This window comes from Ectothiorhodospira shaposhnikovii (assembly GCF_047222355.1).
Taxonomy (GTDB): domain Bacteria; phylum Pseudomonadota; class Gammaproteobacteria; order Ectothiorhodospirales; family Ectothiorhodospiraceae; genus Ectothiorhodospira.
The window spans coordinates 1,176,651-1,189,830 of record NZ_CP178333.1; the positions used below are offsets into that span (position 1 = coordinate 1,176,651).

11 protein-coding genes are annotated in these 13,180 nt (G+C 66.2%); all 11 read left to right on the forward strand.

Annotation, left to right across the window (positions count from 1 at the left end):
* Nucleotides 1-114: 114 nt before the first annotated feature.
* Nucleotides 115-1,689: a nitrogen fixation negative regulator NifL gene (gene nifL, locus ACLF6L_RS05375; protein ID WP_238616539.1), complete on the forward strand. Its 1,575-nt coding sequence runs from the start codon at nucleotides 115-117 to the stop codon at nucleotides 1,687-1,689.
* A 19-nt stretch (nucleotides 1,690-1,708) separates the two neighbouring features.
* The gene (gene nifA / locus ACLF6L_RS05380) at nucleotides 1,709-3,271 is read left to right on the forward strand and encodes a nif-specific transcriptional activator NifA (protein WP_238616540.1); all 1,563 of its coding nucleotides are present in this window, start codon (nucleotides 1,709-1,711) and stop codon (nucleotides 3,269-3,271) included.
* Between the two features lie 75 nt (nucleotides 3,272-3,346).
* A complete protein-coding gene (locus ACLF6L_RS05385) occupies nucleotides 3,347-3,979 on the forward strand; it encodes a phosphoribosylanthranilate isomerase (RefSeq protein ID WP_412852527.1) in 633 nt (210 codons plus the stop codon).
* A complete protein-coding gene (gene trpB / locus ACLF6L_RS05390; protein WP_238616541.1) occupies nucleotides 3,966-5,186 on the forward strand; it encodes a tryptophan synthase subunit beta in 1,221 nt (406 codons plus the stop codon). Before ACLF6L_RS05385 ends, trpB begins: the two co-directional genes overlap by 14 nt.
* Nucleotides 5,183-6,007 (forward strand): tryptophan synthase subunit alpha, encoded by an 825-nt coding sequence (trpA, locus tag ACLF6L_RS05395; RefSeq protein ID WP_412852528.1) that lies wholly within the window; start codon nucleotides 5,183-5,185, stop codon nucleotides 6,005-6,007. Before trpB ends, trpA begins: the two co-directional genes overlap by 4 nt.
* A 42-nt stretch (nucleotides 6,008-6,049) precedes the next feature.
* Complete coding sequence (gene accD / locus ACLF6L_RS05400; protein ID WP_238616543.1) at nucleotides 6,050-7,045, forward strand: acetyl-CoA carboxylase, carboxyltransferase subunit beta; 996 nt, start codon at nucleotides 6,050-6,052, stop codon at nucleotides 7,043-7,045.
* On the forward strand, nucleotides 7,042-8,364 hold the full coding sequence (gene folC, locus ACLF6L_RS05405; protein ID WP_412852529.1) for a bifunctional tetrahydrofolate synthase/dihydrofolate synthase: 1,323 nt from the start codon (nucleotides 7,042-7,044) through the stop codon (nucleotides 8,362-8,364). The genes accD and folC overlap by 4 nt, the downstream gene beginning before the upstream one ends.
* 103 nt (nucleotides 8,365-8,467) lie before the next feature.
* Nucleotides 8,468-8,938 (forward strand): Dps family protein, encoded by a 471-nt coding sequence (locus ACLF6L_RS05410; protein ID WP_238616545.1) that lies wholly within the window; start codon nucleotides 8,468-8,470, stop codon nucleotides 8,936-8,938.
* Nucleotides 8,939-9,265: 327 nt separating this feature from the next.
* Nucleotides 9,266-10,291 carry a magnesium chelatase ATPase subunit I gene (gene bchI, locus ACLF6L_RS05415; protein WP_238616546.1) on the forward strand — a complete coding sequence of 342 codons (1,026 nt, stop codon included), beginning with the start codon at nucleotides 9,266-9,268 and terminating at the stop codon, nucleotides 10,289-10,291.
* The gene (locus tag ACLF6L_RS05420; RefSeq protein WP_238616547.1) at nucleotides 10,288-12,075 is read left to right on the forward strand and encodes a magnesium chelatase subunit D; all 1,788 of its coding nucleotides are present in this window, start codon (nucleotides 10,288-10,290) and stop codon (nucleotides 12,073-12,075) included. Before bchI ends, ACLF6L_RS05420 begins: the two co-directional genes overlap by 4 nt.
* A 9-nt stretch (nucleotides 12,076-12,084) precedes the next feature.
* Nucleotides 12,085-12,963, forward strand: coding sequence for an alpha/beta fold hydrolase BchO (bchO, locus tag ACLF6L_RS05425; protein ID WP_412852530.1), 879 nt, complete (start codon nucleotides 12,085-12,087; stop codon nucleotides 12,961-12,963).
* Nucleotides 12,964-13,180 lie beyond the last annotated feature (217 nt).

The following is a 13,180-nucleotide window of genomic DNA, read 5'->3' on the forward strand; positions in this document are numbered from 1 at the left end:
GGCGACAATGCATGGCTGTCTCGCTCGGGGAAAGACCGGACCTTTTGTATTGGCCTGGATGTTGCAGTGTGTTTATCAGGAACCCAGCCCAACTCACCCGGGAGACACACCTCCATGAGCCGACCCGATCAACCCGCCGTCGCGGGCCTGGCCGATACCATCCTGACCCCGGAGGGGGTGTTGCCGGCGCGCCTGTTCTTTGAAGCGGTGGAGCAGTCCTCGGTGGCCATTTCCATCACCGATACCCGGGCCAACATCCTCTATGCCAATCCGGCCTTTGAACGGGTGACCGGTTACGGTGTGGCAGAGGTGGTCGGGCGCAACGAATCCATTCTGTCGGATCGTCATACTCCAAGTCTGGTCTACGAGACCCTCTGGGGACGGTTGCGCCAGCTCAAACCCTGGTCCGGGGTGCTGGTCAACCGCCGCAAGGACGGTAGCCGCTACCTGGCGGAATTGAGCATTGCCCCGGTGCTGGATGGCCAGGGTCAGCTCAGCCATTACCTGGGCATGCACCGGGATGTGACCGAGATGCACCGGCTGGAGCAGCAGGTGCGCAACCAGAAGGCCCTGATCGAGTCGGTGGTGGATGCGGAACCGGTGGCCATCGCCCTGCTGGACGAGGCCGGTCAGGTGGTGTTGGGCAATCAGGCATACAAGCAACTGGCCGGCGACATGGGCGGGCGCGAGCCGGCCCGGGAATTTCTCACCGCCCTGGCCGAGAGCATGGGCGATGCCTTCGAGACCGCCCGCAGCACCGGGGAAGGCTTCGTCGACCGGGAGGTGCAGTTCGATCCGGGTGGTGGCCGTGCCCCTCGCTGGTTTTCCTGTTCCGGCACCTGGTTCAAGGAGCGCGACACCAGTGCGGATTCGTTTTTCGAGGCCCGCAAGGCCAGTTACCTGGTGCTGGTGGCCAAGGAGGTCACCGAGATCCGTCGCCAGCAGGAAGAGATGCGCATGAATGCCCTGCGTGCCCTGACCGCGGAGAGCGAGCTGGTGGAGAGCATGCGCGAGACCTTGGCCGGCGCCATTTACCAGATGCAGGGGCCGGTCAACATGATCGCCGCCGCCACCCAGCTACTGGCGCGTCGGCGTCAGGGGGAGGGCGGTGCCGATCCCTTGCTGAACGTGTTGCAGGAGGCCCTGGACGCCGGTCGTCGGGCCCTGCAGACCCTGGAAGACTCCATGCCCGAGGAGCGGGATGAGCCGGTGGCGCCGGTCAACATCAATGCCCTGCTGCGTGAGGTGTTGGGGCTTTCCACCCGACGTCTGCTGGCTGCCGGGGTGGTGGTGGACTGGCAGCCGGCGCCGGTGCTGCCCTGTGTGCTGGGTCGGGAAGGACGACTGCGGGGTATGTTCAAGCAACTGGTGGACAACGCCCTGGATGCCCTGGACGGCGCCACCGACGGCCGTCGGGAGATCCGCATCCTCACTGAGTCCCGAGGGGATGCGGTGCATGTGACCATCCAGGATTCCGGTCCGGGCATTCCCGAGCATCTGCGCCTGCGGGTGTTCGAGCCCTTTGTCAGTACCAAGGGCCGTTCCGGCCGTGCCGGGATGGGGTTGCCCATGGTTCAGGAGGTGGTGAACCAGCATGCCGGCCTGATCGAGATCGATCCCGGCTGCCATGAAGGTTGCCGTATCCGACTGCAGTTCCCCACCGCCGCACGACGACAAGACCCGAACTGACTAGGGAAGCCTCATGGTAATGTCTTCTTCAGCCGTAAGAGAGAATGGCGGGCATCGCTCTGCCCTGGTGGAGATGCAGCTGGACGCCCTCTATCAGGTGAGCCAGGTGCTCAGCCGTTCGGCGGATCTGCACGAGATCCTCTCCGACGTGCTCCATGTGCTGCACGAGGCCGCCGACATGCAGCGGGGCATGGTGTCGTTGCTGGACCCCTCCAGTGGCGAGCTGATGGTGGGGGCCGCCCATACCGGCCATCGCGAGCAATTGGAAAAGGTGCGTTATCGTCCCGGCGAGGGGGTGGTGGGGGCGATCCTGAAGGAAGGCGACACCCTGGTGATCCGGCGCATCGCCGACGAGCCCCGGTTTCTGGACCGCCTGCGTCTTTATGTCCCGGATCTTCCATTCATCGGCGTGCCCATTCAGGTGGGAGACGAAGCCCCCATCGGGGTCCTGGCCGCCCAGCCGGCCGCCGACGACGGTCTGCTCACGGAGCGGGCCCGTTTCCTGGAGATGGTGGCCAACCTGCTGGCGCAGACCGTGCGTCGTGCCTGGGACCTGGAAAAGGAACGCCAGGCGCTGACCGACGAACGGGACCGCCTGCGCCGGGAAGTGCGCAGCGGCTATCATCTGGACAACGTGGTGGGGCATTCCCGAGAGATGCGCCGGGTGTTCGAGCAGGTGCGCCAGGTGGCCAAGTGGCACACCACGGTGCTGATCCGGGGCGAGACCGGCACCGGCAAGGAACTGATCGCCAACGCCATCCATTACAACTCTTCCCGGGCCAATGGCCCCTTCATCAAGCTCAACTGCGCGGCCCTGCCGGACAACCTGCTGGAAAGCGAACTGTTCGGCCATGAAAAGGGGGCCTTTACCGGTGCGGTGGCCCAGCGCAAGGGGCGGTTCGAGCAGGCCGATGGCGGCACCATCTTTCTTGACGAGATCGGCGAGATCTCCCAGGCCTTCCAGGCCAAGCTGCTGAGGGTGTTGCAGGAAGGCGAGTTCGAACGGGTGGGCGGCACCCGTACCCTCAAGGTGGATGTAAGGGTGGTGGCGGCCACCAACCGTCACCTGGAGGACGAAGTGGAGCAGGGGGAGTTTCGCGAGGACCTGTATTACCGGCTCAACGTGATGCCCATCTTCCTGCCTGCCCTGCGCAAGCGCACCGAGGACATCCCCGATCTGGCCCGTTTCCTGGTGGCCAAACTGGCCCGGGCCCAGGGGCGTCCCCTGGACATCACCGATGGCGCCATCCGCACCCTGATGCGCCACGACTGGCCGGGTAACGTGCGCGAACTGGAGAACTGCCTGGAACGGGCGGCCATCATGAGCGAGACCGGAACCATCGATCTGGATGCGATCCAGCTTACGGGGCTGGAGGACAAGCTGCCCACACCGCGCAAGAACGGCGCGCCGGCCCCGGAAACGGATCTGGATGATCCGGAACTGGACGAGCGGGAACGAGTGATTGCCGCCCTGGAACAGGCGGGCTGGGTGCAGGCCAAGGCGGCCCGCCTGCTGGGGATGACCCCGCGCCAGATCGCCTACCGGATTCAGACCCTGAAGATCCGCGTCAAGCAATTCTGAGTCCGGCCGGCAACCTGCTGATGCCCGTTCCCTTTTCTGGTACGCTTGGCGACTCGGTTCACCAGGCTGGCCTCCATGCGCACCCGTATCAAGATCTGCGGCATCACCCGACCTGAGGACGCCCGGGCCGCCGTGCAGGCGGGCGCGGACGCCCTCGGGCTGGTGTTCTACGCGCGCAGCCCGCGCGCCGTCACCCCGGATCAGGCCCGCGCCATTGCCGCCGTGGAAGCCCCGTTCGTCACCCGGGTCGGCCTGTTCGTGAATGCGGATGCCCAGTGGGTGCGTGAGGTGCTGGCCCGGGTCAGCCTGGACCTGTTGCAGTTCCATGGGAATGAATCCCCGGCGTACTGCGAGTCCTTCGGTCTGGATTACATCAAGGCCATTCCCATGGCCGAGCCCGTGGCCGTGGGCGAGTACATGGACCGTCATCCCGGCGCCCTGGGCTTTTTGCTGGACAGCCATGGCGCCGGTCAGGTGGGCGGGACCGGCAAGACCTTCGACTGGTCCAGCTGGCCTGACCGGGCAACACGCCCCCTGATCCTGGCCGGCGGACTCCATCCGGACAACGTGGCCGCCGCCGTGCAACAAACCCGCCCCTGGGCGGTGGATGTGAGCAGCGGCGTGGAGTCGGCCCCCGGCCTGAAGGACCCGGAACGCATGACCCGATTCATCAGCGAGGTATTACGTGTCGACCGTGATCAAGCCTGAACAGACGCCGGACTGGCGTGCCTTCCCGGATGCCCGCGGGCATTTCGGGCCCTATGGCGGCCGTTTCGTTTCCGAGACCCTGATGGAACCCCTGCTGGAACTGCAGGAGGCCTATCAGCGTTATCTCCAGGACCCGCAGTTCCTGGCAGAGCTTGACCAGGACCTGGCCCATTACGTGGGGCGCCCCAGCCCCCTCTACCTGGCCGAGCGACTGACCCGGGAGCTGGGTGGGGCCAAGGTCTATCTCAAGCGGGAAGATCTCAATCACACCGGCGCCCACAAGGTGAACAACACCATCGGCCAGGCCCTGCTGGCCAAGCGCATGGGCAAGACCCGCATCATCGCCGAAACCGGCGCCGGTCAGCACGGCGTGGCCACCGCCACCGTGGCGGCCCGGCTGGGGCTGGAATGCGTGGTCTACATGGGCGCCGAGGACATCCAGCGCCAGGCCCCCAATGTCTACCGCATGCGCCTGCTGGGCGCCCGGGTAGTGCCGGTCACCTCCGGTTCCCGCACCCTCAAGGACGCCCTCAACGAGGCCATGCGGGACTGGGTCACCCACGTGGACAACACCTTCTACATCATCGGCACCGTGGCCGGTCCCCACCCCTATCCCGCCATGGTGCGTGATTTCCAGGCCATCATCGGCCGCGAGGCCCGCGAACAGTACCAGGCCGCCGAAGGCCGGCTGCCCGATGCCCTGGTGGCCTGCGTGGGCGGCGGTTCCAACGCTATCGGCCTGTTCCATCCCTTCCTCGCCGACGAGGGCGTGGTCATGTACGGCGTGGAGGCCGCCGGTGACGGTATCGATACCGGACGCCATTCCGCGCCCCTGTGTGCCGGCAGACCCGGTGTGTTGCATGGCAACCGCACCTATCTGATGGAGGACGAGGACGGTCAGATCATCGAGACCCATTCCGTCTCCGCCGGCCTGGATTACCCGGGCGTGGGTCCGGAGCACGCCTGGCTCAAGGACGTGGGTCGGGTGCGGTACGTGCCCATCACCGATCGGGAGGCCATGGATGCCTTCCACCGTCTGACCCGCACCGAGGGCATCATACCCGCCCTGGAATCCAGTCATGCCGTCGCCTACGGCCTCAAGCTGGCACCGACCCTGGAGCCGGAGCAGGGCATCATCATCAATCTGTCCGGTCGGGGCGACAAGGACATCAATACCGTAGCCCGTCTGGAGGGGATCGAACTGTGAGCCGCATCGCCGCCCGTTTTGAAGCCCTCAAGGCCCGTGGCCGCAAGGCCCTGATCCCCTACATCACCGCCGGTGACCCGGAGCCGGGCAACACCGTGCCCCTGATGCACGAGATGGTGGCGGCCGGTGCCGACATCATCGAACTGGGGGTGCCCTTTTCCGATCCCATGGCCGACGGTCCGGTGATCCAGCAGGCCTGCGAGCGGGCCCTCAAGCACCGTGTCAGCCTGCGCAAGGTGCTGGAGATGGTGCGCGAGTTCCGGCGCGACAACATCGAGACCCCGGTGGTCCTGATGGGGTATCTCAATCCGGTGGAGATCATGGGCTATGAGACCCTGGCCGATGAGGCCGCCCGGGCCGGCGTGGACGGCGTGCTGACCGTGGACCTGCCGCCGGAGGAGAGCGCGGAGCTGGCCGGCGCCTTGAAGCGCCACGGTGTTGACCCCATCTTCCTGCTGGCACCCACCAGCCATGAGGCGCGCATCCGCGGCGTGAGCGACGTGGCCGCCGGGTTTGTCTATTACGTCTCTCTCAAGGGCGTCACCGGGGCCGCGACCCTGGATGTGGAGGCCGTGGCTCAAAAGCTGGCCCTGATCCGTCGCCAGACCGACCTGCCGGTGGGGGTGGGTTTCGGTATCAGTGATGCCGAGGCCGCCGCCAAGGTGTCCCGGATCGCCGACGCCGTGGTGGTGGGCAGTGCCCTGGTCAAGCGTATCGCCGCCCATGCCGACGACCCCGCCGCCGGGCGTCGTGAAGTGGCCCAGGTGCTGGCCGGAATGCGTCGTGCCATGGATCAGGCCACCACCGCGACCCCAGCCTGAGCCGGGACCCCGATTCATTCATCCAAACGTTGACGATCGCCCATGAGCTGGTTTGAAAAACTCGTTCCTTCCCGGATCCGCACCGACGCCACCAACAAGCGGGCGGTGCCCGAAGGTCTGTGGCTGCGCTGCGATGGCTGTTCCGCCACTCTGTACCGCCCCGAGGTGGAGCGCAATCTGGAAGTCTGCCCCAAGTGCGGTTTCCACATGCGCATCAACGCCCGCCGGCGTCTGGAAGCCTTTCTGGACGAAGGTGAGCGCCAGGAGATCGGTGCCCAGATCGAACCGGTGGACATGCTGAAATTCCGTGACAGCAAGCGCTACAAGGATCGTCTGGTGGCGGCCCAGAAGACCACGGGCGAGAAGGATGCCCTGGTGGTCATGCAGGGCCGGTTGTTCGGCATGCCGGTGGTGGCCGCCGCCTTCAACTTCAATTTCATGGGCGGTTCCATGGGGTCCGTGGTGGGCGAGCGTTTCGTGCGCGGCGTGAATGCCGCCATTGAGGCCCGCTGCCCCATGGTCTGCTTCTCCGCCAGCGGCGGCGCCCGTATGCAGGAGGCCCTGTTCTCCCTCATGCAGATGGCCAAGACCAGCGCCGCTCTGGCGCGCCTGAAGGAAGAGGGGCTGCCCTTCATTTCCGTCATGACCGATCCCACCATGGGCGGCGTGTCCGCCAGTCTGGCGATGCTGGGTGATGTGAATGCCGCCGAGCCCGGTGCCTTGATCGGATTTGCCGGTCCCCGTGTGATCAAGCAGACCGTGCGCGAGACTTTGCCGGAAGGTTTCCAGCGGGCGGAATTCCTGCTGGAGCATGGTGCGGTGGATCTGATCATCGACCGTCGTCAGATGCGGCCTCGCCTGGGCAAGCTGCTGGCCATGCTGACCCATCAGCCCGCGCCGGATGTGCCGGTGCCGGTAGAAGATGATGACAAGGAGAAGGCGGAAGGTAGTGGCGCCGAGAATGACGGCGACCGGACGGAAGGCGGCGGTGACGCGGGTGCCCAGTCCGCGCCTCAGGGGCAGGGTCACCACGGATGACCACCCCAGCCTTTGCCGGGCCGCGCCACCACACGCTGGCGGCCTGGCTGGCCTGGCAGGAACAGGCCCACACCCGGGCCATTGACCTGGGTCTGGAGCGGGTGGCCGAAGTGGCCGATCGATTGCAGCTCAGGCCCGCCCCGATGCCTGTCGTCATCGTGGGTGGCACCAACGGCAAGGGTTCCACCGTGGCCATGCTGGAGGCCATCTACCTGGCGGCGGGATACCGGGTGGGCTGCTATACCTCGCCCCACCTGATCCATTACAACGAACGTATCCGTATTGATGGCCGCCCGGTGGCGGACGCGCCCATCTGCGAGGCCTTCGCCGCCATTGACCGGGCCAGGGGCGAGATCAGTCTCAGCTATTTCGAATTCGGCACCCTGGCCGCCCTGTGGCTGTTCCACCGCGAGCGGGTGGATGTGATGGTGCTGGAGGTGGGGCTGGGCGGGCGTCTGGATGCGGTCAATATCCTGGATGCGGACGTGGCCGTGGTCACTGCGGTGGGTATCGATCATCAGGCCTTTCTGGGGGACGATCGGGAGTCCATCGGTTTTGAAAAGGCCGGTATCTTCCGGGGTGGTCGCGTGGCCGTCTGCGGTGATGCCGACCCGCCGGCCCGTCTGCTGGCCCATGCCGACGGGATCGGTGCCCGCCTGCTGCTGGCCGGGCGGGACTTTGCCCCGCTGACCGGATCGCGCACGGATACCTGGCAATACCGGGGTGCGGGTCTGGTGCTGGAGGGATTGCCCGCGCCGGCACTGTCCGGGAGTGTGCAGTACCGCAATGCCTCATCGGCGATCACGGCGGTGGTGTCTCTGCGGGAACGCCTGCCCGTGACGCAGGATGCGGTTGGCCGGGGGTTGGCCACGGCACGTCTGCCCGGCCGTTTTCAGCTGTTGCGGGAAGCCCCGGCATTGTGGGTGGATGTGGCCCACAATCCCCAGGGGGCGGAAAGCCTGGCCCTGAACCTCTTGGGCGTGCCCTGCCGGGGACGTACCCTGGCGGTGATGGGGGTGATGGCTGATAAAGATGTGGAAGGCATCCTGCATCCCCTGCTGGAGGTGATTCATGACTGGCATGTGGCCGCGCCCCGCACCGAGCGTGCCCTGGAAGCCGGTGTGCTGGCGGAACGCGTGGCGGTGCTCACGCGGCAACCGGTGCAGTCCCATGCATCGGTGGAGCAGGCCTGCCGGGCGGCGCTGGCGGCGGCCGGCCCCGAAGACCGGATTATCGTCTTCGGTTCCTTCTTCACGGTGGCCGAAGTGCTGCAGGGAGCGTTTTCCGGGCCTCCACCCACGGGCCGTCCTGGGTTATGATTGGGGCATATGTTCATATTGGCCGGAATTTTCGCGGGCCGTCAGGGTCTTCTTCATTTCAGGCTGATCAGATAACACCAACACCCACTTAGGAGTACATGCTGTGACCCAGATCGATATCGGTATCAAGGAGCAGGACAGAGTCGAGATCGCCGAAGGCCTCAAGCGCCTGCTGGCCGACTCCTACACCCTCTATCTGCAGACCCACAATTTCCACTGGAACGTGGTGGGTCCCCAGTTCCGTGACCTGCACCTGATGTTCGAGGAGCATTACACCGAACTGGCCACCGCCGTGGACGACATCGCCGAGCGCATCCGTGCCCTGGATGTGCCCGCCCCGGGGACCTACAAGGAATTCGCCCGCCTGAGCAGCATCCAGGAAGTGGAGGGCGTGCCGCCCGCCAAGGAAATGGTGGACCTGCTGACCGTGGGTCATGAGCAGGTGGTGAAGACCTGCCGCGACGTCCTCAAGCTGTCCCAGGAAGCCGGTGATGAATCCACCTCCGCCCTGGCCTCCGATCGCATGCGCATCCATGAAAAGACCGCCTGGATGCTGCGCGCACTGAACAAGTAAGTCCCATGTCCGTGTCCCCCGGCTTGCCGGGGGACACGATGTTTGTGCGGTCGGCATGAAATGTCCCCGCAAAGTTCCGCATCACCCCTGCCACGTCATTTCCATGACAATCGCCCTTTGTCTTTTTGTGCCAATTAGGGGAACATTACGCCCTTGATCTGGGAACGGGTTCCCTGGGATTCCGGCTTTGCCGGGGTCGACATGGGGTATCTCTCAACGCTCGGCGTTGACCCGGTGCATGACCGGGCCAGGGCGGAGCCTCATCCCGGCATGGGCGCCGCTTGCCGTGGCAGCCCGGCCGCTACCTTAAGGCAGAACAGACAGACTATGGCTTTGACGTTTCCGTTTTCGGCGATTGTCGCGCAGGACGAGATGAAACTCGCCCTCCTCATCTCTGCCATCGACTCCAGTATCGGCGGTGTGCTGGTATTCGGAGATCGGGGCACGGGTAAATCCACCACGGTACGTGCACTGGCTGCGTTGCTGCCTCCCATGGAGGCGGTCGTCAACTGCCCCTACGGTTGCGCGCCGGAAAAGCGTGCCGGCCTGTGCGGCGTCTGTGAAGGTCCCGATGCCAAGGACAAGCCCAAGACCCGCAAGGTGCCGGTGCCCGTGGTGGACATGCCCCTGGGCGTGACCGAAGATCGGGTGGTGGGTGCCCTGGATCTGGAGCGGGCCCTCACCCAGGGCGAAAAAGCCTTCGAACCGGGCCTGCTGGCCCGCGCCCATCGCGGCTTTTTGTACATCGACGAGGTCAACCTGCTGGAAGACCACCTGGTGGATCTGTTGCTGGACGTGGCCGCGTCCGGCGAGAACGTGGTGGAGCGTGAAGGCCTGAGTATCCGCCACCCCGCCAAGTTCGTGCTCATCGGCAGCGGTAACCCGGAAGAGGGGGAACTGCGTCCCCAGCTGCTGGATCGCTTCGGCCTGTCCGTCGAGATCACCACCCCCACCGATCTGCCCACCCGCATCGAGGTGGTGCGTCGCCGCGATGCCTTCGAAAAGGATCCGGAAGGCTTCACCCAGAAGTGGAAGCGTCAGGATGCCAAGTTGCGCAAGCAGCTCGTCGACGGCCGCGCCCTGCTGCCCGAAGTGGTGGTCCCCGACGTGGCTCTGGAGCGGGCAGCGCAGCTGTGTCTGAAGCTGGGCACCGATGGCCTGCGCGGCGAACTGACCCTGATCCGCGCCGCCCGCGCCCTGGCCGCCTTCCAGGGCGACAAGGAAGTGACCGACGAACACCTGCGCCGCATCGCCCCGCCGGCCCTGCGCCATCGACTGCGCCGCAACCCGCTGGACGACGCGGGCTCCACGGTGCGTGTGGAGCGGGCCATCGCGGAAATGTTCGACGCATGACCGATCCGCGCGCACCCGAACTGACACCGTGGGCGGCGGCCGGCATTGCGGCCGGCCTGTTTGCCGTCGATCCGGCCGGTTGCGGTGGTCTGGTGCTGCGTGCCCACGCCGGCCCGGTCCGTGAACGCTGGCTGGAGCAGTTGCGTCAGCTGCTGCCGTCGACCTCTCCCATGCGTCGTCTGCCATTGCACATTGCCGACGGCCGCCTGCTCGGTGGCCTGGATCTGGCCGCGACCCTCAAGGCCGGTAAGCCCATTGCCGAGCGGGGATTGCTGGCGGAGTGTGATGGCGGCGTCGCGGTGGCGGCCATGGCCGAGCGCCTGACCGTGGCCACCGCCGGTCGCATTGCCGCGGTGATGGATTCCCATGAGGTCCTGTTGGAACGGGACGGCCTGGGTCTAAGGGTGCCCACCCGGTTCGGGGTGGTGGCCCTGGACGAAGGTGTCACCGATGACGAGGTGGTGCCGGTGGTGCTCACCGACCGGCTGGCCTTCCAGGTGGACATCGTGCCCGTGGGTATCCGGGATGTGGAAGAGCCCTTCTGGACCGTGGACGACATCGTTGCCGCTCGCAACCTGTTGCCCCAGGTGGAAGCGGGGGATTCCGTGCTGGAGGCCCTGTGCGGGGCCGCCATGGCATTGGGTATCGCGTCCCTGCGCATCCCGTTCCTGGCCCTGAGGGTGGCCCGCGCGGCCGCCGCCCTGGATGGTCGTACCCAGGTTTCCGACGATGACGCGACCCTGGCCGGGCGGCTGGTGCTGGCCCCTCGTGCCACCCGGTTGCCGCCCATGGAGCCGCCGGAGGATCAGCAGGAGGAGGCACCGCCGCCGGAGCAGCAGCCACCGGACGAGCCGCCGCCGGAAGGCGAGGATCAGCAGACCCAGCAGGATCTGGACAAGCCCCTGGAAGACCGGGTGCTGGAGGCCGCCAAGGCCGCCCTGCCGGCCGGGTTGCTGGCCCAGTTGCAGCTGGGCGCCATGCGCAGTCGCTCCGGCTCCGCCGGCAAGGCGGGAGCACTGCAGCAGGGCAAGTCCCGCGGACGCCCCATCGGCACCCGTCGGGGGGAGATCCGTGCCGGTGCCCGGCTCAACGTCATCGAGACGTTGCGGGCGGCGGCGCCCTGGCAGCCCCTGCGGCGGGCACAGGCCCTGGCCAGTGGCGCCGTCAAGGGACCGCGAGTGCATGTGCGGCGGGATGATTTTCGCATCACCCGCTTCAAGCAGCGCACCGAGACCACCACCATCTTTGCGGTGGATGCCTCCGGTTCCGCGGCCCTGCATCGTCTGGCCGAGGCCAAGGGGGCGGTGGAGTTGTTGCTGGCGGACTGCTATGTGCGTCGTGACCGGGTCGGGTTGATTGCTTTCCGGGGGCAGGGGGCCGAGTTGCTGCTCCCGCCCACTCGTTCCCTGGTGCGGGCCAAGCGCAGCCTGGCCGGTTTGCCGGGCGGCGGCGGCACGCCTCTGGCTGCCGCCATCGATGCCGTGCGTGAACTGGCCGAGGCGGTGAAGCGTCGGGGCGAGACGCCGGTGGCGGTGTTCCTGACCGATGGTCGGGCCAATATCGACCGGGAAGGCAAGCCCGGTCGACCCAAGGCCATGGAGGATGCCGTGGCCGCGGCGCGGGTGCTGGCGCAGGAGAACTTCACCACCATCCTGGTGGATACTTCTCCCCGACCCCAGCGTTCCGCCCAGGAACTGTCCCAGGCCATGAACGCCCGCTATCTGCCCTTGCCCTACGCCGATGCGGCCACGCTGTCCTCGGCGGTGCAGGCGGCCAGCAGTTAAGGGGCCGTCATGACAGGCCGGCTGGACTGGACGCGGGATGGTCATGATTGGCCGCACCGTGACGCCAGCCGGTTTGTCGAGGCCGGTGGTCTGCGCTGGCATGTGCAGTGTCTGGGGGAGGGGCCACCGATCCTGCTGGTTCACGGCACCGGTGCCGCCTCTCATAGCTGGCGTGATCTCATGCCCCTGCTGGCCCGTCACTTCACGGTGATCGCGCCGGATCTGCCGGGGCATGGGTTCTCCTCTCCACCGGCGCGCTTTGCCGGGTTTGCCCTGCCGGGCATGGCGGCGTCCCTGGCGGCGCTGCTCGAGCAGATGCACCTGTCTCCGGTCCTGGTGGCCGGGCATTCCGCCGGGGCCGCGGTGCTGGCCCGCATGTCTCTTGACGGACACATTGCGCCGCGGGCCCTGGTGAGCATCAACGGGGTCATGCTCCCCTTGCCGGGTACGGTGAGCCTGTTCTTCAGCGCCTCGGCGCGTGTCCTCTCCATGATTCCCTTCATCCCCCATTACGTGGCCTGGCGGGCCACGGACCGTCGTGCCCTGGAAGGATTGCTGCGGGGAACCGGTTCGCGGGTGGATGCCCGAGGCCTGGAGTTGTACGGGCGTCTGGTGCGCAGTCCCGGGCATGTGGGTGGGACCCTCAACATGATGGTGAACTGGGACCTGCATCCCCTGGCCCGGGACCTGTCCCGTCTGTCGGTGCCGTTGGTGCAGGTGGTTGGCGGCAATGACCGTACCGTGCCGCCCTCGGAGTCGCGACGGGTGCAGGCGCTGCTGCCTCAGTCACGCCTGGTGACGTTGCCCGGCCTGGGGCATCTGGCCCATGAGGAGCGCCCCGACCTGGTGGAACCCCTGTTGCTGGAACAGTTTCCGCCATGTTCATGAATGAACATTGAACAAGTCCTCTGCCGTCACTTCTACGTCCACCGTCATTCCCGCTTACGCGGGAATGACTTTTTCAGGGCATTCTGAAGGGAATGACGTGCCTCATGTAATGCGCATTTAGCCGGTTCAAACGCGCTTCTCTCATATGGTATGCCCCGTATCTCCCTGCTAGACTGTCAAGCAATACTTACAGTTGATAGGGTTGCTCTGTGTCCAC